Consider the following 23,578-nt stretch of genomic DNA (forward strand, 5'->3'; position numbering starts at 1 on the left):
CCCAGGACTCGGGTCTCCTCCGCCAGCCCGGTGGCACAGACCGCTTTCCGGCCGGGAGTTTCGTGACGGTCATCGAGGTGTCGCTCGACGGCTTCGTCCCGTTCGGCGAGCTCGACCTGAGCGGGCTCACCGTCCGCGAGACGAGCTGGGCCGGGCTCGGCGATGCGGCCGAACTGGACACCAATGAGGGACCGGACTTCGCGGCTGACGGAGACGTTCCGTGGGGACCGGCCGGCGCGCAGGGGCGCGGTCGTGACTGGTCTCTACCGAACCACCTGAGCACGAGCTTCGCGCTCGCGTACTACGTGCCATTCGGTGTATCCGCGCTGGATCTCGTCGTCGATGTGCCTTCCCAGCGCGACCTGCTGACCCTCTCTGTCCCGATCCACGCGAAGTGAACACTGTGGGCGAACGCATCATCACGTCCATCTGGACCACGAACCTCGGCGGGCTTCTCCTGAAGACGATCCCCGACATCACGCCGAAGGCTGGTCCTGGATCGAAGGCCATCCAGGACCTTGCGGGCAACATCCTCTTCGTCGTCCTCATCCTCTGCGGCATCGGGGTGCTCCTCGCTGCCGCCTGCATCGCGCTCGGTTGGCTCATCAAGAACGGAGCACTGAAGTCCGTCGGGATCGCTGGGGTTCTCTGCTCAGTCGCCGCTGCCGCAATCGCGGCTGGCACCACCGCACTCATCAACTTCGGCATCGGGCTGCAGATCGTATGAGCGGCTTCTGGACTGACGACTTCGGCGTGCCCCAGTTCGGCTGCGGGCCCGCCGACATCCCCTGTCTGGCGCAGGAGTCTGCGGCACGCTTCATCGGCGGCGGCATCATCGGCCTCGGCGACTTCATGACCGACATGCTCGCAAATGCCTTCATCGGCAGCCGTCCCGGCGAGTCCAGCTGGACCATCGCCGACGGCCAGTTCTGGTTCTGGGTGGCGACGATGGCACTCGTCATCTCGATCGTGGCCTGCTTCCAGCTCGCGCCGGCGGCGATCATGCGAGACGGCCGGCGGATCGCGCAGGTCGCCGTCGGCCTGGTCGTCGCGGTGCCGTCCAGCGTCGCTGCTGTCTACGTGATGAGGCAGTTCGTGACGTACGGCGGCGAGACGACCGATGCACTCGTCGCAACCGTCCAGGACCAGAGCCTCGGTAACGCGCTACTGCGCATGTTCGGATACCGCGTGGTCGCCGATGTCCCCGTCCCGACCGACGATGGCGCGATCGCCCGGGCCATGACCACCGCCAAGCTCGCCCCGAACGTGGTCATCGGCCAGTACACGGTGGTCCTTCTCATCCTCGCCATCATGGCGCTGGCCGCGCTCTTCCTCTACGTCTCGATGTCGATCCGATCCTTCTCGCTCGTCGCCCTCGCCGCGACAGCACCGATCGGCCTCATGATGATCGGTCAACCGAAGTTCGCCGTCTGGGCGACGAGGTGGGCGAACCTGACGATCGGCCTCGTCATCGCCGAACCATTAGCGGCGGCGATCCTCGTCCTCTCGATCCAACTGGTCACGGACTCCACTGACCTCGGCGTCGTGATCGTCGCCGCCGGCGTCGTCTTCGCGGCAGCATTCGCTCCCCTGTGGGCGGTCCGCCTGGTCTCGTTCGCCGGCGACGAGGTCCGGAACTCCCTGCAACCGCGACCGCACGTCTCGGGCAAGGCCCAGAACGCCATGCGCCTCCTCGGACGGATTCTCGCGAAGTGACCAACTCGCCGGCATTGCCCCGCGTCCGCTTCGCGCAGCGCGAGCGGCGCGGCGCGTTCCTCGGTCTGAGCTGGCCCCAGCTCACCGTCATCTGCGCGACCGCCGCAGCCTCGGTCATATGGCTCCTGATTGATTGGGGCGCTTACTGGCGCATCGGGATCTGGCCGGCAGCACTCTCGATCGCCATCGGGAGCTGGACCTGGCACCGCGAGTCCGGTCTCGCGCTCATCTGGCGCGTGCTCACCTACGCCTCTCGACGGCATCGCCTCCAGACGAGCTTCAGGCGTGACGTGTGGGACTCACGAAAGGACGAACCCATGAAGATCGGAACGAAGCGGCACGGGACGGAAAGCCCGCGCGAAGTCCATCGCCATCGCCTCCCCGGCGCGTACGGATCGCTGCGCTTCGTCCAGGTCCCAGGTCGGGGCGGATTCCTCCTGGACCCGAAACGATCGCTCATCTCGTTCTCGGTCGACGTTCTGAGTTCCGCATGGCCGCTACTCGATGAAGGCGTCCAGCAAGCGGCATACGACGGCTTCGTCGGATGGATGAGCGGGCTCGAGGCGGTCCCCGGGCTGGTCGATACAACGGCGCGTATCCGTGTCGATGCCAAACCCGCCGACGAGCTCGCGCGCTACGCAGCGGAACGCGATCGAACCGATCCGTCGACCGTCAGCCCAGCGGTCCGAGCGGAGTACGACACGCTGATCACCGCGGGTGCTGATCGATCGATGCAGTTCACCAACACGGTGACCGTCACCTGCGACCTGCGCTCGCTCCGGTCGGCGATCAAGCACTCTGGCGGTGGCCTCGTCGGCATCGCTGCCATCGTCACCGACCTTGTCGAGCAGATGCGTGACTCGCTCGAAGCCATCGGCGTCGAGCTCCGGAACTGGCTCGACATCGAGGCGATCGACGAGATGCTCGCACTCGCCATGAACCCGACGAGCTTTGCAGCAGAGTCGCGGAATGACGGCCCGAACCGACTCGCTCCGGTGATGGGCATCGAGGAGCGCTGGGATCACGTGCAGATCGATGGTTCGGTCCACCGCACGTTCTGGATCGCCGAGTGGCCTCGCTCCGAAATCAGCGTGGGGTTCCTGGACAAGTTGCTCTATTCAGGCGACGCGACGCGGGTGCTCACCCTCAGCGTGCGGCCGGTACCGACCCACAAGGCTCTGAGTCAGGTGGGGCGAGCGAAGGTCGACCTCGAGGTCGCACGAGGCTTGCGCCAAAGACGCGGGATGATCACCACCCGTGAGCAGGATCGCGAATACGAGGATCTCAGCGAGCGCGAGGATGACATCGTCGACGGGTTCACCGACATGGAGTTCCGCGGGTTCGTAACCGTCTCGGCCGCCGACGTCGACGGCCTCACCCGCGCATCGGCCTCCATCCTGCAGTCAGCGCAGCCGGCCCGGGTCACGCTCGCTGCGATGTACTTCCAACAGGCCGCGGCGTTCATGTCGACCGCACTCCCGACTCCGGTGGGCAAGCAATGAGCCGGCGTCGATCCGGATCTGTGTCGCCTCTGAGCGCATGGCGCGATGCAATCGCCGAGGATGCGCTTCCGGCGAGTTCGATGCCTGCCGGCGGCTGGAAGGCACCGCACAACCTCCGCGCGCGGCCGGGCGTCGTCGCGCCGGTCCACCGCGCCTCCTCACGCACCCTCGGTGCCGCGCTGCCCTTCCTTGCCGAGAGCGGCGAACCGATGGCAGGCGCATACATCGGCCCGAACCTGCTGTCGCGATCCACGTTCTGCTTCGACCCGTGGGAGGCCTACGCCGCGGGTGTCGTTCGCTCGCATTCAATGGCGATCTTCGGGGTAAAGGGCAGCGGCAAGTCCGTGCTCGCGAAAGCACTCAGCACGCGCCTGTGTCGGCTAGGCCGGAAGGTCGCGGTGCCGCACGATCCGAACGGCGAGTGGACGCGCGTCGCCGCCTACGTCGGAGGTGTGACGATGCGCCTGGGCCCTGGTCAGGCCGCGCGGATCAATCCGCTCGATCCGGGACCCCGCCGCGCTGATGTGAGCGATGCCGATTGGACGCAGGAAGTCCTGCAGTTCCAGCGGGCCAAGGTCCGCGCCATGGTCGCCATCCTCCGGAACACGACGGAGCTCAGCGAGATCGAGCACACGGCTATCGATCTCGCGCTTGAGCAGGTGCATCGGTCGAACTCAACCGCGCTGGTGCCGATGGTGTGGGAAGCGCTGCGTCATCCCGAGTCCCACATCGCCGAGGAGATCGGTGCGGGCGGCCAGATGCTCGCCCACACCCTTCGTCGCGTGACGGTCGGCGATCTCGCCGACCTCATGGACCGCCCGTCGACTGTTGCTTTCGACGCGAGCACACCGATGCTGACGGTCGACACCTCAGAGCTCCTGCGCGCGAGTGCGGAGACGAAAGCGCTTCTGCGCCTGGCGACAACCGACTGGATCGAGCGAGGTACCCCTGCCGGTCCTGGCCAGGCGCGGCTGATCGTGCACGAGGAGGCAGCCGTCGCGCTGCTCAACGAAGTCGCGGGCGGTGGCAATCTCGTCGGACGAGTGAGCGACGAAAAGACCGCTCGTCACAAGAGGCGGTCGAACTGCTACCTCATCCACCGCATCAACGACTTCGACGCGCTTGGCGATCGCGGGTCCGCCTTGCATGCTCAAGCCCTCGGGCTCCTGGCGGACTGCGACACCCGCGTCAACTACGCGCAGCACACCGGCGAACTCGAGCGCAGTTCGCAGGTCCTTGGATGGAACCGGACGCAGACCGAGCTTGTCCGCAAACTCCGCCGTGGCGAAGGCTTCTGGCAGATCGGACCGGAGCGGGTAGCCAAGGTCCGCAACGACTGCACACCTGGCGAACTGGCTGTCTTCCGCACCGACGGCCCCGGAGCGGCACCCCGATGACCGACCGACTCGTGCTCGTTCTCCTCGGCATCATCGCCATCGCGGCGACCGCAATCGGCATCGCGGGCGCCGTGGTGATGGTCTTCGTGCTGCTGGCCTGTGGAGAGATACCGGCTGGACTCGGTCCGTTCGCCGCGGCTGGGCTGCTGGTCGCCAGCGGTTCGCTTTCCGCAACACCGGGTGGGGGCTGCATCGTCTCCACGGATGGCGCCCGTTGGACGGTCATCGGCATAGTGGTCCTGCTCACGATCGTCGCCGCGCTGTGTCTTGCCGGGTGGCTGTCGTTCCGTGAATCCGACCGCTGGTTCCGGTCACAGCTCCTGCGGCGCAACGGACTGGCCGGACGCAGCGAGGTGCGGCGACAGGTCTCCGAGCGGGCGCTTCTTCGAAGGGCGGGAACCCTTCGTCCGACGCTCGCGGATCCCACCGCCGATGATGTCGGTTGGCGGATCGGCACCTCGCGTGGCCTCGACGTCTACGTCTCGATCGAAGACTCTCTCCTCCTCGACGGCCCGCCCCGGTCCGGCAAGGGCTGGCGAGTCATCATTTCCGCGATCCTCGATTGGAACGGCCCGCTGGTCACGACCTCCACCCGCAACGACAACCTCGCCGCGACGATGGCACACCGCGCACAACGGGGAACCGTCACGGTCTTCGACCCGCAGCAGCTCTCAGGCGTCCGCTCCGCCCTCCGGATCTCACCGGTGACCGGCTGCGCTGACCCGCTCGTCGCCGAGCAACGAGCCCGGACGATCATCGCCGGCAGTGCACTCGGACGCTCCTCCACCAACCAAGAGTGGGCCGGCGCCTCGGGTACGCTCCTCGCTGCCCTGCTGCATGCGGCAGCGCTCAGCGGCGGTGGCACGACAGCGCTCCGTGACTGGGGCATGAGCCCGGTGTTGGCGGGGCGTGCTGTTGATGTGCTCGCTGACTCTGGCGCGCCGGGGTGGGCCATGGGTCTCGCGGATGTGATCGAGGGTGATGCGAAGCTGCTGGGATCGAAGTGGTTCGGCGTCGCCGAGGCACTGCGTCCGCTCGCTATCCCGTCCGTCTTCGAGTCGATGAATCCGGGATCCGACGAGGCGCTCGACGTCGACGAGTTTCTCGCCGGCTCGAACACGATCTACCTCATCGGCACTGGAACCGGCGCGGGGGCGGTCGGCGGGTTTCTCGGCGCGGTACTGGACGACATCGTCGAGTCCGCTCGTCGGAAGGCGCTGGCCTCGCCCGGAAACCGACTCGATCCTCCACTCGGGCTGATCCTCGACGAGATCGCGAACATGTTCGCCTGGCCGCAGCTGCCGACGATCCTCTCGGATGGTGGCGGTATCGGGATCTCGACGATGGTCGTGCTCCAGTCGCTGTCGCAGGCGAAGTCCGCCTGGTCGGAGAGCGAGGCGGACACGATCTGGAACTCCGCCATCGCCAAGCTCATGCTCGGCGGGTCGTCCAACATCAAGCATCTGCAGGACGTGTCGAGCATGCTCGGCCAACGGCAGGTGAACCGTGGATCCGTCAGCCGCAGCGAGACGGGCACGACCCGCTCCGAACAGCGACAGCTGGAGCCAGTGCTGACGGTCGATGAACTCCGACGGCTTCCTGAAGGCATGGGTCTGCTGAGCTACCGGAACCGACGAGGCGTCCTCCTCGACGTCGAGGGATGGACCACACGACGCGACGCTCGCGAGATCGTCGCGGGCAAGAGAGCGACGGAGGCTGCCCAGCGGCAGGTCTTCACCGAGCAGTCCGAAGCCCGGCGGAAGACGCATGGCTGAGACTGGCGGATGGCGGCAGGCAGCGGAGGGTGAGTTCCGGGCTCCGTTCGCGCTGGACGACGCGGACGAGGTCGGCGATGGGTTCGACACCTGGCCGGCACTGCCCGAGCCCGAGTACTTCGGTGTCGTCAACTGGCGGTCCTTGCCGGACGAACGCGAGCCAGAGGTCTGGCGACTGCTCGCAGAATGGGTCTCCTGGCTCTGCACCCGGTACACGATCCCGGCCCGGCTCATCCCAGACTGCTGGTATCTCCACGACGGCATTGTGGAGGAACTGTCCGCGCTCTTCAGCAGCTGGGAGGTGTCGTTCGAAGAAGCCGACAGCGGCGGGTACGGGCCCCTCGGCTGGCACGAGCGATTCGAGTACTTCCGCTCCCGCCTTCGCCACTACAAGCCCGAAGGCTGCGCGAACGGACACCTGGAAACGGCGAACCGGACCTTGCCGGAAGGACCTGAGCTCCGCGCACGCACCGCCCGCGCCGACCGAGACAGACCGGTGCCCTGATGCTCGCCACGGCTCCCAAGACCCTCGACTACCAGGCCGAGGCGAAGGCGTTCTTCAACGGACTGAAGAAGGCAAGCCCCGAGCGTCTGCAAGCCCTTCTGAACGAGGGCGCGTATGACGCCAAGCTCAGCTTCGTGCTGTGGGAGTCTCGCGACTGGATCGCTCGCGAGCACATCCGCGAGGCTCGAGGGCTCGGGTACGGGAGGGAGAAGGCCCTCGCGAAACAGCGCACCCAGTCGTTGCTCGGCCTCTACCGCAAGGACGCGAAGCGGAACTACGTGTCGCTGCCGACGCGAGTACTACTCCCGCCGCCCCGACTCCACGAGACAACGCCGGCGGAACAGCGACTCGCGGAGCAGCGTGCGAAGAGCTTCTTCTCAGCATTGAGTCGGGCAAGCCCGACTCGGCTCGAGGCGCTCTACCAGGAGCGACGTGGTGGCGAACAACTGTGGAGGCTCCTCCATCCTGAACCAGGCCGGCCGACGGCCGAGGAGCGGAAGAAGATCTTCGAGTCTCGTTCACGGCTCGATCCCGCAATGCGCCCCGCGCCGACGACCGGACCCTACAAGCGTGGGAAGGTCACCCCAGTTGGAATGACCCGCGCACGCGCACTCCAGCTGGCCGTCGAAGCGGAGAAGCGCCGCGAGGCCGAGCAACTCGCTCGCCGCGCCAGCCGGGGTCGAAACGGTCCGGCGATGAGCTGAGGTGGTCCACATGGTCCGCAGGGCGGAAGTTATCCACAGTCCAACACTTGTCACCCCGCGGCCGGTGTCGCCGTCCTTACGTTCGATGCAACAACGAACAGGACACCGAATGACTCGCTTCACCCGCATGATGCTCTCCACCTTCGACGACACCGGGCTGCCATCCAAGGCAGCGGCCGAGTGGCAGTGGATCAATCTGGACCACGTCGAGCGGATTCACGAACACGTCCACGAGGAGCCCGCGCGCGAGAATCCGCATCGCCCTGACCGGCCTCGATATCTCGCGTTCCTCGTACTGACGTTCTGCAGCGGCGCACTCCTCGCGCTCCCGGCAGGCAGATACGAATCTGATGATGCCGCTCTCGACGGCTTGGTCCACGTCCGGCAAACGCAGCTCGGCGCCGGCTGACGCGTTCGCAGCCTTAAGAGCGGCGGCTCAGCCGGTCAATACGTCATGACGTATTGAAGGACGGCCGCCCATCACACCATCCACCCTTCCGACAAACCATATGAATGGACGTCAACAAATGCCTCACAAAGAAGCCATCGGCTCCCGCAAGGGCGGTGTCGGCAAGACAACGGTCGTCCTTGGTCGAGCAGACGCCCTCGCCCAAGAGGGCCGAAAGGTCCTCGTCATCGACCTCGACCCGCAGTCCGATGCGACAACCGTTCTCGGGAGACACGGTGAGTACACCGTCTTCGATGTCCTCCACGCGGGCGACGCAGGAACGCTCGGCGCAGCGGCGGCTCCGACCGACTGGAAAAACGTCGACCTCATCGCCGGGTGCCCCGATCTTGCACGGATCGAGTCGGAGTCCCTCCTGACGCCTGAGCTGCGGCTCAAATCATCCGCCTGGGGAAGCGCGCAGCTCGACGCCTACGACAACATCCTGATCGACACGCCACCAGCGCTCGGACGACTCACCCTCAACGCACTGCTCTGGGCGGACAGCACGATCGTCGTCACCGACCCCACCGCCTTCGGCCTCACCGGCGTCGGACAGTACCTCGAGACGGTGGCGAAGGTTCGGGCGCTCCCCCACCTGAACCCCTCCCTGCGGTTCGCCGGCATCGTGGTCAACCGAGTCACTCCCCGACTGACCTCAGAGCACCGATACCGCTTGGAGGAGCTCGAGGCCACTTACGGCGAAGTCCTGCTCCGCCCGTTCCTGCCAGAACGTACGGCGATGCAAGATGCGGAGAGCCGCCGTCGGCCGCTCAGCTCGTTGACGACTCCCGGTGCACTGGTGCTGACCGAGCGATTCGCTGCACTCACAGAGGCGTTGCACGGAGTGGCAGCATGAGCGCGGATGACCGTCGCCCAGCACTGAGGAAGGCGCCGACGGTCGATGACCTCACAGCGCTGACCTCGCCCGCCGGTCGGCCCGGCGGCATGACGGATGATCTCGCCTCCCGCCGCCTGGGACCGGGTAGGCCGCGCAATCGCCGCCGGATGGAGCCATTCTCCTCGAAGATCGAGATCTCCCTCCGGGATGACCTCGACCGCTACCTCGCGATCCACGACATCAGCATCGTCGACTTCCTCGACGAGGCGATTCGCGACCGTCTCAACCGCAATCCGTCATGACAGACGGAAAGACGCACAGACGGGCAGGCGGCTATCTCGCTGACTGTCATGATCGACAGGCGGACAGCACATGCTGATCGCGTATCTCGATGAGTCCTACACGCGCGACTACTACTACATTGCTGCCGTGGTCATCGATGCGGAGCACGAGGACCGGCTCCGAGAGGCGATCGTGCGCGCGGCGGGCATTGCCGAGGCGTTCGGTCTCCCCCGTGACGTCGAACTGCACGCACACGAGATGACAGCAGGCAAAGGCGCGTGGTCGACTCTCCGCGGTCGTCACCGAGCTGTCGCGACCATCTACCGGCGAGCGCTCGAACTGCTCGTCGAGGTTCCCGTCGAGGTTTTCGTCCGGGGGTTGGACGTGGCACGGTTACATGCGCGGTACCGCTATCCACGCCGACCGCACGAGGTCGTCTTGCAGCACATCCTCGAGGAGCTCAGCGACCATGCTGTTGCGCGAGGGACGTGGCTGACCATCGTCGCCGATGAACTCCCGGACCAGGCCGCCCTGCACGCTCTCGTACGCCGATTCCGCGAGATCGGGACTCCAGGCTATGCCTCATCGACGCTCACCGGAATCGAACTGCCGCTGAGCTTCCGAGCGTCGCGAGGGACTCCTGGCATCCAGGCTGCAGACCTCGTGGCCTACCTATACCACCGGCTGGATGGACACCCCAAAGGAGACGCACGCGCGCGCCGCTCCGCGGAGCGGTTGTGGGCAGCGATTGAGCCGGCGGTTGTCCATGTCTGGGTCTGGCGCCCTTAAGCACGAAAGCCCCGCGAGGCGGGGCATCCGGCGAACAACGTTCTGGTGACCAGCCCGTCGTAGCTTCGATTCTACGGCACACCGTGCTGCCGGGGAAGACTCATGACGCGCGCAGAGCTCTCCTCAGCCGCAGAAGTTCGAGCTCCGCCCGACCACTTCATGCACATGTCTGATACTCGTTCAATCGCCCAACTAGCGCTAACGTTCGAGCATGGAACCTCACCGCAGCTCCTTTGTATCGACAAGCGTTGCAGCGAAGTTGCTTGGCCTCGACGCCGCCGTGGTCAGGGCAATGATTGAGGCCGGATCTCTACCCGAACCTCAATGGCTGAATCTTGGCCGACGACTGGAGCGGATCTACTCACTTGAATGGTTGAGGCTGGCGAGCGAATCGGTCGACCTTCAACGGTTGCAGGGGCTGGAGCTCGGCTTCGATCCGGCCCACTCAGTCGAATTCGTCCTCAGGTTCGCCAAGCCGGACTGGACACTGCCAGAGATCGCTGACCGGCTGGCCACAATTGACGATCTATGGATTGTCTGCGCCGCAGCCCTCAATCGGGAAGAAGGCCATGTTCCGAGCCTGAATGTCCGCCGGCTCTCGGCGGGTTCGCCGCTGGACGTGTTCGTCTGGGTTGGCGAACAGTGGGGCGCACTCGGCACCGGCGCCGTTGCGGCCCTGCTGCTCTACGTACTGAAAAATCCGGAGAAGGTGAGTGAAGCTATTCCACGTATGGTCGCCGGCTGGCGCGAGCAGCGGGCACGCGCAGATGATGCGAGAATCGCGCAGATCACCGCGAGGGAGAACCGCAAAGCTTTTGAACGCGACGCCGGCCAGATTCTCAGACGGATGAATTCGCGCCCGACGGGCTCCGCGTTGTCTGGTCTAGGCACCAGCAATCTTGATCTTACCTCCCCCGATCCAGCTACACCCGCGATAGCACCGAACGTTGGGGAGCAGGTTACGACGACCGGTGAAACTGAGACGAGCGACACACCGGAGTGACCTCGCCGGGCTTAGGTGAAACAGGTGTCTTGCTCACACCGTGCACAAAGACCTCACCCGGTCGATGAGGCTAGCCGCCGGAGTGGAGCGACCTGCGAAAGTTGTGCGCCGTTCACCTGGTGCTCACGCTGAACAGATAGCAGGTCCCAAGCCGCTGCGCCAGTGACAGATACTCCGCTCGCGCCCGACCGCCGGGTCACACCACGAACAAGCATGTGGTGGGTCTGGAAGACGCCTGAACCGATCTGCTCTTGGACGTCGTGGAAGAAGACGACGTTGGAAACCGGGCCGGTGCCGTCGTCGAGAGACACGAAGACAACGCGCTTGCCGCCACGCATCGGCGGCGTGTTGGTTGCTCGGCGTACGCCGGCGATGAGGACCTCGGTTCCACCGGGCAGGTCCACGAGATCGCGCGCCGGGATGACACCCAGCTCGCGGAAGAGCGGATAGAACCGCTCCATCTGGTGGCGGTTCACTGCTAGACGCATCTCCTGCAGTTCGAGGTCGGTTTGAGTTCTGCCGCGAAGCTCGAGCGAGGTCACTGTGCTGCGCTCTGGAACGGGCAGGTCGAGTTCGAACGCGAGCTGTTCATCGGCGATGAGCTGGGCGCTCGTTGTGACTCCAGCGAGGTGGGCGAGGAGTTCGTGGCGCCGTCTCGGGATGTAGTCGATGAACGCATCAAGAGCACCCACACGAGCCAGCGCCTCGAAGGTGCGGCGGCGCGGACGGACTCGGTCCCGAAAGTCCTGGAGCGATGAGAATGGCTGGTGTCTCGCAATGCGGGCGCGTTCCTTCTCCGTGCTTCCCTTCGTCTCGACCAGTGACATTCGCACGCCGAGCCGGCCGTCGGGCGCGAACTCGACGACGTACTCCAGCCCGGAGCGCTGAACATCGATCGGCAGGACTGGCACGTCGAGGTGGCGGGCTTCCGCGAGGATGAGGTCCTTCGGCCACATCCCCGGGTCATGAGTGAGGAGCCCGGCCATGAACTCGGCCGGGTGATGCCGCTTCAACCAGGCAGACTGGAAGGTCGGTAACGCGAAGGCCGCTCCGTGCGCCTTCGCGAAGCCGAAGGACCCGAAGCCAGCGAGAATCGTCCAGGCTTTGTCGATTACGGCTGGCCGGAATCCACGCGCCATCGCACGGTCGCGCACGAAGGTTTCGATTCCGGCGAGGCGCCCGCGGTCTGCGAGCTGTCGGCGGATGACGTCGGCGGGACCGAGACCGCAGCCGGTGAGTTCGTCGATGATCCGCATGACCTGCTCGTGGAATACGACCACGCCACGCGTCTCGCGCAAGATTGGCCGAAGTCTCTGGTCGATGTAGTCGGGCATCGTCTCGCCGTGCCGAACCTGAAGGTACTGCAGCGGCATGTTGTTCTGCATCGGCCCCGGGCGGAAGAGTGAGATCTCCACCGTGAGGTCGTTGAAAACTTCCGGCTGCAGCTTGCCGACAAGTTCCATCTGCCCGGGCGACTCGAGCTGGAAGACACCGAGCGTGCGCGTGGAACGGAGGAGTTCATACGTGGGTTCATCGTCGAGCGGCAGGGCGTCGAGTTCGATGGTCTCGCCGGTCAACCGTTCGTGCTCGCTGACGGCGTGAGCCATGGCCGACTGCATCCGCACGCCGAGGATGTCGAGCTTGATGAGGCCCATGTTGTCCATGTCGTGCTTGTCGTACTGCGACATCGGAAGGCCCATGCCCGACAGCTGTGTCGGCGTGCGGTTCAGCAGGGACGTATCGGACAAGATGACACCGCAGGGGTGGACGCTGATGTGGCGCGGCAGGCGATCGAGACGCTCGGTGACGTCCACAAGCAAGTCGAGTTCGCGGGACTCGCGAACCGCGTCAGCGAGGTCGGCCAGCTCTGGCTTGTCTCGGAGGGCGTCGCGGAACTCGCGGGCGTTGAATCGCCACATCTGCTTCGCGATCATGTCGATCATCGACTCGTTCATACCGAGAGCGAGACCCGCGTCGCGGACGGCTCCGCGCGAGCGGTAGGCGTTGGTCATCGACATGAGCGTCACGCGGTCTGAGCCGAAGCGGGCAAACACCTCGCGGTAGACGTCGTGACGGCGGGCGGACTCGACGTCGAGGTCGATGTCGGGCAGGTTGGTGCGTTCGGGCGAGAGAAAGCGTTCGAAGATGAGCCCGTTGCTGATCGGCTCGACCGACGACGTGTGGAGGGCGTAGTTGAGGACGGACCCGACGCCTGAGCCACGTGCCTGAATCCGGATCCCCATCTCGCGGATGATGTCGGCGACCTTGGCGACCGTGAGGAAGTAGGACGGCATGCCGAGCTGCTCCACGATCCGCATCTCGTGTTCGAGGGCCCGGTGCGCGTCTTCCAGTGGAGGCATCCCTGGCCGCGCGTACCGTTCATCGACGCCCACACGTGCCCGTTCCCACAGGGCCTGGTGCGGGTCGCCGCTGATGCCGATCACCGACGCTTCCGGCATGCGCGGCTGCTTCCAGCCGACATCGGACGCCGGGTCGAGAGCGCACCGTTCGGCGAGACGCTCGGTCTCAGCCAACAGCCGCTGCGCCGCGTTGTCATCGTGGCTGCCGGCGCCGACGATCATCCTGGCGATCTGCCGCATCTGCTTCGCGGGCTTCAACCAGGCCTGCCCGTTGACCTGCAGCTCGTTCAGGTCGTCGAGCTCCGCCAGCGGACGCAAGAATCTCGCGGCGTCCGCTAAGTCTGCGGTGGCGGCCTCGTCTGGAAGTCCGTATCGAACGGCGTTGGTGAGCACCGCGGGGATGCTGGCGGACTCCGCGAGGCTGAGCATCCGAGTCGCGACCGCCACATTGCCCCGAACCCCTTGATCGGTGAGATGACAGACGACCTCGATCACAAGATGACGCGCTGGTACCCGGTCCCGCCACCGATCGAAAGCCGCACCGGCGCCGGCGTGATCACGTCGCTCGATCGCCTGCCCGACATCGGACTCGGGCCCGAGCATCACCGTCAGCGCGGGATCGTTGGCGAGGATCGCGGCGAGTTCATCGCGAAGGATCGCCGGCCTCTCGCGGCGACCGTGCGCAGCGCTGACCGCACGACACAGTTGAGCGAACCCAGCTCCGCTGTTCTGACCATGCGCGAGCAGGACGACCCGGCCGATCGGCTCCTGGTGTTCGTCGAGGACGGCGAGGTCGGCCCCCAGCCCTGGCGAGATGCCCGCAGCCAGGCACGCTCCGACATGCTTTGGCCCTCCGTAGAGCCCGTCGCGGTCCGTCAAAGCGAGGAACGACGCCCCGTCTTCCGCTGCGAGACCGGCCAACGCGGCGCTCGACGTGACGCCGTAGTGCGCGGAGAGGTGGGATGCGACGTGGAGGTGGGAGAAACTCACGTCCAGGCGACCGCGAGGGTCCATCTGCCCGTGGTGTCACGGCGGAGGTCGTACCGGGTGGGCTCCTCGTCGCCTCGCGCTGCGTCGACCCGCCACGTCTCGATATCGATGCGAGCTGGCGAGGAATCGCCTGTCCACCAGGCTTGGCGAGAGAACAGCGCTTGCGGCTGGCCGATGACCCGGTGTTCGAACCGTTTCCACACGAACGCTCGCGGATCGCCGTCCGCCGCGAGATCAACATCCACTGCTTCGTCAACGATCGTCGCCATGCTGCACCTCCGAGTTTCGAACACGTGTTCGATGTAGCGAGTGTACGTTGTCCCGGCGACAGGGATGTCCCACGACACCGGTGGCAGCTCTGCAGCGGGACACCGGTAACAATCGATGTGACGGGATAGGTTCGTTCCATGTGGCAATCTGACGCGTCCGACTTCTTGGTAGTGCAGGATGCGGAGCTTGCGTTGTTGTCTTCGACGGTGCGAAACGATGCGGAGCAAGTCTCAGCCTTTCTCGCCAATGACTTCGCCGAGATCGGTCGCTCAGGTCGCCGCTGGACCTACGAGGAGATGGTCGCGGCGCTGCGGGACGAGGGGCCTCGCGCCGCTCCTGCGACGTCGGAGTGGCTGTTCAATCGGCTTTCCCCACAACTGGTCCTCGTCACCTATCGAATTCATGGCACCGATCACGACAGTCGACACTCGTCGCTGTGGGATCTTGCCGGCCCGGTGTTGCGGTTTCACCAAGGCACGATCATTCCCAGCAGCTAATCGACGGCGGCCAACGAAGGACAACACAGGCCGGTGCCCGAGTGGAGCGGATCGCTACGGGCAAGAGGATGCAGGGTGGAACGACCCCTTCTCCAAGACCTCCCGCTCCGTGACACCCGGAGCCCTCAAATGCTCGCTCCGGCGATGGCCCCTCTGCAGGCCGCGCGCTCAAGATCGACCCGCGCCGCGTGTCGTGTGGCACTCACGGTCGGTTCCGAAGCACCGAGCGCAAGCAACTCGGCTATCTGCTCACGGAGGTCGAAGACCCTCGGCGGGAGCACCAGGGTGTTCTGGAGCTTTCCGCGAGTGAGACCGACGTAGACGGCCGCGCCGTTCACTGCACCAGACGTGTAGCTGACGTCAGCGGTCTCACCCTGAGCACCATGCGCCGTGGATGCGTAGGCCAGGTGAACGTGTTCAGCGATGTAGCTCGCTGGTACGTTTCGGACGCGGCTTGGGTCCGAAACGGATTCGAGCGAGGCGTGCTCACCGGCGATGCTTCGGACTCGCCAAAGCTGACGGTTGCTCACGCCCAGGTTCTTCTCGTTTGCTCGACTCTGGACGAGGTCCCCTCATGGATGGGTTGCGAGTCCTGCGCGATGAGAACGGACCTTGCCTGCAGCTCGCCTCGCGAGAGTCGGAGTCGCTGGATCGTGTCATTGATGCGCTGCGCCTCCTCATTCGTCGCCGTCACCAACGCAACATGTAGCCCTGCTGCGGTGTCTGCGAGATACCGTTCGGCGAGGTAGGCCGTCGGATCCTCGCCAGGCTCAAGCTCGGCGACATGGCCGCCGGAGATGAGACGATCTGCCACGGCCAGCCGATCATCTTCGCTACGTGCATCGCGCAGGGCAATCGTGAGCTGCGCGTACTCGCGGTCGATCGCTCCGTCTGGCTTGCGGAAGCGGTGGACGTCCTCGAGATCGACGCGTGCCGTCGCAGCCTCGGTCGCGAGCAGCATCGCTCCCGAATGTCCAACTGGGCGCAACTGCATCGGGTCGCCGACGAAGGCCAGGTCGATGCCGGTTTGCTCTGCGGTGATACAGAGCGCGCGGGCGGCCTCGAGGTCGAGCATGCCGGCTTCGTCGACGATGACGCGGTCGTTGCGTCGGAGTCGGTAGCGGCGAGGAATCGGGTTGGCTGGACGTTCCCAGGTCCAAACATCGCGGCCGGCGTCATCTGTCTTCCAGGTCCAGCCATGCGCTCGGAGCATCTCGTGCACGCTCGTTGCATCGGCGCCCGTCTCGGCACCAGCGACCTGGGCGGCCTTCCGCGTCGGTGCAAGCAGTAGCGGGCGACGGCCGTTGCGGCGGAGCAGGTCGCACGCGACGCGCAGCATGGTCGTCTTGCCTGTTCCTGCTGGGCCGGTCACGGTGACGAGTCGATCACTGCCCGCCAACGCTCCGGCGGCGGCTCGTTGCCCTTCATCGAGCGAGCGACCGGCCGGAAGGGACGCGCTCTCGGTGGGGGAGACCGCCTCGTCAGTCAGAGACCGCCCCGGGGACGCGAGTTCGATCATGCGACGCTCGACATCACGCTTGAGCGTCACGGTGTGATTCGAGAGGTAGCCCTTCACCTGTGGCGGCACTTCGTCTACGCCGAGCAGGTCCGTGCAGCCCTCGTCGACGGCGCGCTGAAGCACCTGCTCGATCAGCGGTTCGAGCTGGGATCGTTCAGCGACGACGCCCGTTGTGGCGAGTGCCCGGAGCGCGCCCGCGCGGACATCGAATCGGCTGAATCGTCCTCCGCTCGGCGTCGAGCGTTGGTCAGCATCGGTGATCGCCCGCCTCGCGAGCAGATCGACATTGAGGTCATTGAGGCTGCTCACCACCGGCGCCACGGGGTCCCGCTTCTCAGCGAGTCTCGGATCGAGTTCGATGATCTCGTCTCGGACCAAGTTCTGCCAGTCCGCTTCGTCTATTGCGCGAGGCTTCGCGGGGCGCTCGTGCGCGTAGGCCCACTGGTCGATGGCGGTCAGGTCCTGCGGCGTGGGTTCAACGCCGGGGTGTTCGAGCCGCCACTCGTCGAGCCGGTTGGCGCGGTTCCGTTCGATCTGACGAGACCGCTTCGACAACGGTCGCACGATGTGGGCGAGCTGTTCGATCTCGCCGTCGTCGCCGATACTGAAACCCCTCCGGGCGAGCGCGGCGACCCACTCCGGGTCTGTCCTGGCAGCGAGGTCGCCTTCAGCGTTGATGACGGTCTGGAAACGCAGCGCCACTCGGGAGTCGATGTTGCTCCAACGCCCGTCCTCTCCGAGCACCTTGATGTTGAGCCACAGGTGCCGGTGCTGGTGGGGATCAAGTGCGCGCGACCGGGCGTGGCGGAGTTCTACGATCTCGATACGCGTCAGCGGCATGCGGCGGTGGCCGGCTTTCCCACGACGCGCATTGAGCTCACGCTTCCAGGCGAGGATGATGCGTTCGCGGAGGCGATCCTGGAGTGCGTCGTACGCTGCCGCGACCTCCGGATCGAGGATCGCCGCAATGGAGAACGATTTCGACGCGTTGATGGTGGCGTCAAGGAGCAGATCTGCTCGAGGTGAGGGGTTCCGGATGCCTCGCATGACCTCGGTGTCGGGATCAAGCGGCGAGTTTCTGTCGGTCGAGCTGGTCAGAGGTGACCTGTTCGTTCTCGACGATAAAGCGGGTTACGGTCTCGGGTGCGTAACCGAGCGCGCGGGCGATGCCAGCGGGGGTGCCGACAGTTGCATCGCAAGAACCACCGAGTGCATAGTCGACGGCCTGCCGGAGCCCCTGCGAGGCCAGGCCTCGCTTCCATCTGACCATCCCACCGCGCAAGAGCGTCTCCTTGGCAAAAGGCGGTAGTTCCGCCTCGCTAGCTCTTGTGGCTGGTCGACAACCCGAGCGGACTTGGCCATCCCGGTGCCTGCGTGCATCCCTGACTCGACACCCCAGTCCCTGTGCCGGGGCGGGGGCATGTGCCCCTCGCCCCTCCGTCATTGACGGCCCCGTCATCGATGCCCATCGCTGGTCGCCTGGTGCCAACCCTCTGAGCTATGGCGGCCGTTCGAGGGCAAGGCGAGCGGAGCGAGGCGCGGCAGCCCGAATGCGGGACTGGGGTGTGCTCGCGCGCCGCCAGCCTCGAAGGCGTTGGGGGGATGAGCCGACGCCGAACAGCGGCTGAAGTCTTCAAGACGCGTCCGCCTGATTGTCGGGCCCTCCACAAGAGCAGGAGGTGACGCACGAGCGTTCACCTCAACTCGCGCAAGCGACGGAAGGACAACATGGCACTGCCCCTCTCCCTGCAGCTCGCGGCGACCGCGTTGAGTGCGACCGCGCTCGGTACGACCGGTCCGGCGATCCCCCTCGACGCGCCAGCACTCGCTGCCGTTACGGCCTCGGGTTCCGCAAGCCCGTCGGTAGCGGAAGTGGGCGACTGCGTCGGCTTCGCACTCGACGTCACTGGGACCCAGGACGGCATCGCGATCGAACCGATCACAGCAGCGCTCACCGGACCCTACGACGCCTGGCCCCCGGTCGGCTCGGTCGCCGACGCTGTGACGGTCGGCTCATTTTCTGCGACCTGGACGGGCTCCGAGTGGAGCTACGACGGCGACTGCGTGAGCGTATCGGCCGCCGGTGGATACGCCTGGACGCTCGACAACCCGAACGATCCGGAAGGTCTCGACCTGATCATCCACGAGTCCTCCGTCGTCGATGTCACCGAACCGGCCGTCGTTGACCCGGAGGACGGCAACGAGACCGAGCTACCCGTCGACGACGAGGATGAGGGCGGCGGGACCGCCATCGATGTCGTTGCAGACCGCTCTGGCGGGAGCGTCGGGACCAAGCGTCCACAGCTCGCCGTCACCGGCGCGAACGAAGAACTCCTCATCGCCGGCGCTGCGGGAGGCCTGCTTGCGATCGCGGCGGGTGTTGCCCTCGCACTGCGGAGCCGACGAAGCCGAGCTCGAATGGAGCAGGCAGCATGAGCCGCCGCATTCTGAGCGCGGCCGGCGCATCGATTCTGCTTGCCACCACGCTGAGCTTGCCTGCCCTTTCGGCGAGCGCTTCGGTTCCCGCCGCGGACGATACCTCGGCCGCTGCGGACAGCACCACTCCATCCCCTCGGGCCACCACCGCCTATGGCTGGGGCCAGCTCGTGAACTACGTCACCCCGGACGGCTCTCTTGCGTACTGCATCGACGTCCAAGCCGACTGGCCATCAGGTGCGACCGGCGGCGGAACGCTCGTCGGCGGGATCGGAGCAACAGCCGGGACGCGCGACGTCGGCGGTACGGAACTCGCAATGCTCAACGCGGGCCTCTCCCAGTTCGGGCAGACCACGGACAACGACACCGCAGCAGCCGTCGCCGCGTTCGTCTACGCCTTCACCTCGCAGAACCACCCCGGCTACGACGGCGCCATCCACTACATCAGCCAGAAAGCCGACGGCCACGACGCCACCGTGACCGCAGCGTTCAACAGCATCTGGGCATGGGTCGGCGAGAATTGGGTTGCCGCAGCCGGCTCGAACACGGCGACCACAGCCATCACGATGACCGACAGCACCACCGGATACATCGACGTGACCGTCGACCCCGCAGCCGCGACCGGCACGCTCACCCTCACCGGCGCGCACCAGACCAGCACCGGGGCGACCTCGGTGGCCGTCGGCAATGGATCCCGCATCGACATCACCGGCGATCCCGCCGACGGCATCGCGGACTACGACATCCGCGCCGACGGTTCCTGGAGCACGCCCGGCGGCTACGCCTCCGAGGCCTGGATGTACGAGACGCCGGGCCAGCAGCGTCTCGCTCGCGGTAGTGACAACCGCTCCCCCGTCCCGTTTACCTCTGCTGCCAGCATCATCGCCTCGACGACCTTCCAACCGATCGTGACGAGCGAGATGCAGCAGACCCTCATCCCCGTCGGCGGCACCATCGTCGACCACGCCACCTGCGATATCTCCCCCGACAGCACCAGCACCACCTGGCGACGCAACCGAGACGGCGTCGGCGTCGAAGTCGTCTGGGACGTCGCGATCTACGCAAAGCTTCCCGGCGAGGACAGCCTCCCCGAGGTCCCGGAAGGACGGCCCGCGCTCGGCACAGCCACCGCCACCTGTGACGAGGTCGGCGACATCATGGAAGCCAGCTTCCCCCGCCCCGACACGGCCGACGGCCCGATCACCGCAGTCTGGTCACTCGACCTCGACAAGCAGTCCGACACGACCAAGTCCGTCCTGCAGGGACCGTGGCACGACGCGTTCGGGCTGCCCGACGAGACCACGGTCATCCCCCGCGTCACAACGAAGGCCGTGCCGTCGGTGATGGAGGGCGAGCAGTACGGCGACACCGCCCACCACGAAGACGTCGCCCTCTACCCCGACACCGCGGTGCAGACCTTCACCGCCTACCGCATCACCGACGGCCAGCCCGTCTGCGATGCCACAACCGAATACCTGCCGGAGTCGGCGCCGATCCTGGTCAACGGCCGCACCGATGTCCCCGGGCCGACATTCACTGCCACCCGCGACATCGGCACCGGGGTCAACTGGCTCGAACGCACCTACGCCGACGACACAAAGCAGGTGCTCCTCAGCGAAGGTGTCTGTGGGCAGGAGGGGGAGCAGACCCTCTTCCTCGACCGCCCCGGACAGAAGCTCGCGAGCACCGGCTACGACGGCGCCACGCTCGCCGCCGGCGCTGCTGCCACGATGCTCCTCGGGGCCTCGCCCTTCGTCGTTCGTCGTGTCATGCGACGCCGAGCCAGCCTGACCGACTCGAGCGAGGGACTCGCAGGATGAGCGGAGAACAAGCGGACCCGGCGTCCGCCCTGGGGCGGGACCAGCAAGGGTGGGTAGAGACGTATCGGCGCGGGCAAGCACTCCGAGACCTGGAACCAGACTATGAGGAGCTGTTCGACGACTCCGAGGACGTTCACGGCGACGACCCCCGGCCGGAGGCACATGTTCAACGCAGAATCGCAGAGGCACAGATGGATCTCCTCCTCCGCTTCACCGGGGCGTCGGACTACGCAGACGGACACGACCCCGACTCATGGCTCGACACGTTCTACGCGTTGGCAGGTAAGTGGCACGGGCAAGACGCCGCGATTGACGAACAATTGGAGAGCATTGACCATGTTCTCTCGCAGACCGGTGGGCCGCTCTGGCGTCCGGATTTGTACCTTCCGTTGGACGAGGTGTACCAAGCTGCAGTAGATGCCGTGCCTCAAAGCCCACAAACCGCGCCGTCGATTTACGCTTCGAGCTGGCGGGAGCCACCCCGTCTCATCGACTGGACTCCTGAAGAGGACCCTGCCGCGGGGTACCTTCGCGAGCTCAACTCACAGCGTGAACAGACGCGGTATGAAAACCCAGCTCAGCGAACCCCGGCAGAATCTGAGCTCGAACCTCGCGGGCGTTTGGCTAGGTTCGCTCGGAAAGCGACTATGAGGGTCAGCGGCTCTCGGACCGCCAGTGCCGAGAACGGACGAGTTACAACGAGCGGCCTAACGGATAGTGACGGAATGGTCCTGTAGCTCGACCAGTAACTCATCGTCGCCCGAAGCGGCCTACGTTGTCGCGAACGCGGTCGGAGCCGAGCGACGCCCGACGACGGGGTTGCCCTCGTCCCACACCACCCTCACGAGAGTCAGCGTCCGCCGAGGCCGCTCGTCACGATGCCGCGGATGAGGTGCTTCTGCAGCAGGATAAGCATGAGGACGGTCGGGAGCATCGAGATGACGGAAGCCGCCATCACGAGATTCCACTGGCTGCCCTGCTGCCCGAAGAACTGTTGGAGTCCGAGCGGGATCGTCCCGTAGGTGTTCACGTCGTTGATGATGATGAGCGGCCAGAGGAACGAGTTCCAGTAGGCGATGAACGAGAAGACCGCGAGGACCGCGAGGGTCGGGCGGGCGAGCGGGAGCATGACGTGCGTGAACGTCCTGACCACGCCGGCACCGTCGACGCGAGCGGCGTCGTCCAGTTCCTGCGGCACGGTGAGGAAGAACTGCCGACAGAGGAAGGCGCCGAGCGCGGTGAATGCGAACGGGATGATGAGCGCTTGGAACGAGTCGACCCAGCCGAACCCTTGCATCATCACGTACAGCGGGATGAGGAGGACGTCCTGCGGGATCATCATGGTCGCCAGGAAGAGGACGAACACGACGTTGCGTCCCCTCCACCGGAGGCGGGAGAAGGCGTAGCCGCTCAGTACGGAGACGGCCATGTTGATCATGGTGCCGATGACGGCGACGAACAGCCCGTTCAGGAGGAACCGACCGAAGGGCAGGTAGCTGAAGGCCTCCGAGTAGTTCTCCCAGCGGATCGACGAGCCGATGAGCGTCGGGGGCGTCGTGAACGTCTCTGCGGCGGGTTTCAGCGAGGTCGCGACCATGTAGATGAGTGGTGAGATGAACGCGAGCGCGACGAGACACAGCACCACGTAGGAGACGATCGACCGGGCGCGGCCGACGGACTTGGTCTGCCCCCTACGGAGGCCGCGGGGGTTCACGGTGACGAGCGAGGAGGTCGGCGGGTGCTGCGTGGCGACCGACCTGGTCGCCGGGATCCGACTACTCATAGTGCACCCACTTCTTCTGGCCGAGGAACTGCACGGCGGTGATGGCCAGGATGATGATGAACAGCACCCAGGCGGCGGCGGAAGCGACCCCGAGCTGCTGGAAGACGAATCCCTGGTTGTAGATGAACTGCACGAGCGTGGTGGTCGAGGACCCCGGACCGCCCTTCGTGAGGATGAACGGCTGGGCGAAGACTTGGAACGCGGTGATGAGCGTCATCATCGCCGCGAAGAAGATCGACGGCGAGATCATCGGGAACTTGATCCGCCAGAACGACGTCCACGCCCCGGCACCGTCGAGTTCGGCCGCCTCGAGCTGGCTCTCCGGCACCGAGTCGAGCGCCGCGGAGAAGATGAGCATGTTGTAGCCGAAGCCCTGCCAGACGCTCATTGCGACGATGGCGAGCATGGCCCACTGCTCGTCGGCGAGGAAGTTCGGAGCCGAGACCCCGATCGTCGACTGCATCGTCGCGTCGATGAGCCCGTCGGGCTGGTAGATCATCCGCCAGATGACCGCGTTCGCGACGATAGGGGTGACGGTCGGGATGAAGAAGAGGACCCGGAAGATCTGGCGGTGTTTGATCTTCGGGCTGAGCCACGCCGCGAGGCCCATCGACACGATCAGGTTGAGCGGCACGTACAAGACGACGAACAGGGTCGTGTTGAGGATGACCGTTCGGAAGATCGGGTCTGCGAACAACGCTGCGTAGTTGTCGAAGCCGACGAAGGTCGGCGACCCGAGCATCGGCCAGTTGTTCAGACTGATGACGAGCGACGCGATGATCGGCACGACGGTGAACAGCGCGAGACCGATCGCGTGGGGACTGGCGAATCCCAGTCCCCACCAGGATCGTCGGGCGTGGACCGCATCCGGATCGACGCGCGCGGAGCGCTTGGAGGGCCGGACGGCTCGCACCGGGGCCGCTGGGAGGGTAGCCATGCTGATT

General features: G+C 65.8%; 21 protein-coding genes. 16 read left to right on the plus strand and 5 right to left on the minus strand.

Annotation, left to right across the window (positions count from 1 at the left end):
* The first annotated feature begins 77 nt into the window (after window positions 1-77).
* The 13 genes from FGL15_RS03205 (at window position 78) to FGL15_RS03265 (ending at window position 10,959) form a co-directional block, all read left to right on the plus strand.
* Window positions 78-398 (plus strand): hypothetical protein, encoded by a 321-nt coding sequence (locus tag FGL15_RS03205; RefSeq protein WP_138944926.1) that lies wholly within the window; start codon window positions 78-80, stop codon window positions 396-398.
* Window positions 395-727 carry a hypothetical protein gene (locus tag FGL15_RS03210; RefSeq protein WP_138944927.1) on the plus strand — a complete coding sequence of 111 codons (333 nt, stop codon included), beginning with the start codon at window positions 395-397 and terminating at the stop codon, window positions 725-727. The genes FGL15_RS03205 and FGL15_RS03210 overlap by 4 nt, the downstream gene beginning before the upstream one ends.
* The gene (locus FGL15_RS20715) at window positions 724-1,716 is read left to right on the plus strand and encodes a hypothetical protein (RefSeq protein WP_138944928.1); all 993 of its coding nucleotides are present in this window, start codon (window positions 724-726) and stop codon (window positions 1,714-1,716) included. Before FGL15_RS03210 ends, FGL15_RS20715 begins: the two co-directional genes overlap by 4 nt.
* A complete protein-coding gene (locus FGL15_RS21410; RefSeq protein WP_138944929.1) occupies window positions 1,713-3,218 on the plus strand; it encodes an SCO6880 family protein in 1,506 nt (501 codons plus the stop codon). The genes FGL15_RS20715 and FGL15_RS21410 overlap by 4 nt, the downstream gene beginning before the upstream one ends.
* A gap of 20 nt (window positions 3,219-3,238) precedes the next feature.
* On the plus strand, window positions 3,239-4,615 hold the full coding sequence (locus tag FGL15_RS03225; protein WP_168223294.1) for a helicase HerA domain-containing protein: 1,377 nt from the start codon (window positions 3,239-3,241) through the stop codon (window positions 4,613-4,615).
* A gap of 77 nt (window positions 4,616-4,692) precedes the next feature.
* Window positions 4,693-6,390, plus strand: coding sequence for a type IV secretory system conjugative DNA transfer family protein (locus tag FGL15_RS03230; RefSeq protein ID WP_240773916.1), 1,698 nt, complete (start codon window positions 4,693-4,695; stop codon window positions 6,388-6,390).
* Complete coding sequence (locus tag FGL15_RS03235; protein ID WP_138944931.1) at window positions 6,383-6,895, plus strand: hypothetical protein; 513 nt, start codon at window positions 6,383-6,385, stop codon at window positions 6,893-6,895. Before FGL15_RS03230 ends, FGL15_RS03235 begins: the two co-directional genes overlap by 8 nt.
* The gene (locus tag FGL15_RS03240) at window positions 6,895-7,599 is read left to right on the plus strand and encodes a hypothetical protein (protein WP_138944932.1); all 705 of its coding nucleotides are present in this window, start codon (window positions 6,895-6,897) and stop codon (window positions 7,597-7,599) included. Before FGL15_RS03235 ends, FGL15_RS03240 begins: the two co-directional genes overlap by 1 nt.
* A gap of 109 nt (window positions 7,600-7,708) precedes the next feature.
* Entirely contained in the window at window positions 7,709-8,008 is a 300-nt protein-coding gene (locus FGL15_RS03245; RefSeq protein WP_168223295.1) for a hypothetical protein, read from the plus strand.
* A gap of 118 nt (window positions 8,009-8,126) precedes the next feature.
* Entirely contained in the window at window positions 8,127-8,903 is a 777-nt protein-coding gene (locus tag FGL15_RS03250; protein ID WP_138944934.1) for a ParA family protein, read from the plus strand.
* Window positions 8,900-9,187, plus strand: a complete 288-nt coding sequence (locus FGL15_RS03255; RefSeq protein ID WP_138944935.1) for a hypothetical protein — start codon at window positions 8,900-8,902, stop codon at window positions 9,185-9,187. Before FGL15_RS03250 ends, FGL15_RS03255 begins: the two co-directional genes overlap by 4 nt.
* Window positions 9,188-9,257: 70 nt before the next feature.
* On the plus strand, window positions 9,258-9,956 hold the full coding sequence (locus tag FGL15_RS03260) for a DUF3800 domain-containing protein (RefSeq protein ID WP_138944936.1): 699 nt from the start codon (window positions 9,258-9,260) through the stop codon (window positions 9,954-9,956).
* A gap of 211 nt (window positions 9,957-10,167) precedes the next feature.
* Window positions 10,168-10,959, plus strand: coding sequence for a hypothetical protein (locus FGL15_RS03265; protein WP_138944937.1), 792 nt, complete (start codon window positions 10,168-10,170; stop codon window positions 10,957-10,959).
* Window positions 10,960-11,012: 53 nt separating this feature from the next.
* On the opposite strand, the gene dnaE is transcribed toward FGL15_RS03265, so the two are convergent.
* The gene (dnaE, locus tag FGL15_RS03270) at window positions 11,013-14,309 is read right to left on the minus strand and encodes a DNA polymerase III subunit alpha (RefSeq protein ID WP_168223296.1); all 3,297 of its coding nucleotides are present in this window, start codon (window positions 14,307-14,309) and stop codon (window positions 11,013-11,015) included.
* Window positions 14,306-14,578, minus strand: coding sequence for a hypothetical protein (locus FGL15_RS03275; protein WP_138944939.1), 273 nt, complete (start codon window positions 14,576-14,578; stop codon window positions 14,306-14,308). The genes dnaE and FGL15_RS03275 overlap by 4 nt, the downstream gene beginning before the upstream one ends.
* A 138-nt stretch (window positions 14,579-14,716) precedes the next feature.
* Here FGL15_RS03275 and FGL15_RS03280 point away from each other — a divergent pair, with 138 nt between their 5' ends.
* Window positions 14,717-15,076: a DUF4440 domain-containing protein gene (locus tag FGL15_RS03280; RefSeq protein ID WP_138944940.1), complete on the plus strand. Its 360-nt coding sequence runs from the start codon at window positions 14,717-14,719 to the stop codon at window positions 15,074-15,076.
* Between the two features lie 526 nt (window positions 15,077-15,602).
* On the opposite strand, the gene FGL15_RS03290 is transcribed toward FGL15_RS03280, so the two are convergent.
* Window positions 15,603-17,693, minus strand: a complete 2,091-nt coding sequence (locus FGL15_RS03290; RefSeq protein ID WP_370282207.1) for an AAA family ATPase — start codon at window positions 17,691-17,693, stop codon at window positions 15,603-15,605.
* Between the two features lie 630 nt (window positions 17,694-18,323).
* Here FGL15_RS03290 and FGL15_RS03295 point away from each other — a divergent pair.
* Together FGL15_RS03295 and FGL15_RS03300 are read left to right on the plus strand one after the other, a co-directional pair.
* Entirely contained in the window at window positions 18,324-19,031 is a 708-nt protein-coding gene (locus tag FGL15_RS03295) for a hypothetical protein (protein ID WP_138944943.1), read from the plus strand.
* Window positions 19,028-20,851 (plus strand): hypothetical protein, encoded by a 1,824-nt coding sequence (locus FGL15_RS03300; RefSeq protein ID WP_138944944.1) that lies wholly within the window; start codon window positions 19,028-19,030, stop codon window positions 20,849-20,851. Before FGL15_RS03295 ends, FGL15_RS03300 begins: the two co-directional genes overlap by 4 nt.
* 850 nt (window positions 20,852-21,701) lie before the next feature.
* Here FGL15_RS03300 and FGL15_RS03305 read toward each other — a convergent pair.
* Both FGL15_RS03305 and FGL15_RS03310 read right to left on the minus strand, forming a co-directional pair.
* Complete coding sequence (locus FGL15_RS03305; RefSeq protein WP_138944945.1) at window positions 21,702-22,634, minus strand: carbohydrate ABC transporter permease; 933 nt, start codon at window positions 22,632-22,634, stop codon at window positions 21,702-21,704.
* Window positions 22,627-23,571, minus strand: coding sequence for a carbohydrate ABC transporter permease (locus FGL15_RS03310; protein WP_138944946.1), 945 nt, complete (start codon window positions 23,569-23,571; stop codon window positions 22,627-22,629). The genes FGL15_RS03305 and FGL15_RS03310 overlap by 8 nt, the downstream gene beginning before the upstream one ends.
* Window positions 23,572-23,578: the final 7 nt, after the last annotated feature.

The sequence above is a fragment of the Plantibacter sp. M259 genome, from assembly GCF_006065115.1.
GTDB lineage: Bacteria > Actinomycetota > Actinomycetes > Actinomycetales > Microbacteriaceae > Plantibacter > Plantibacter auratus.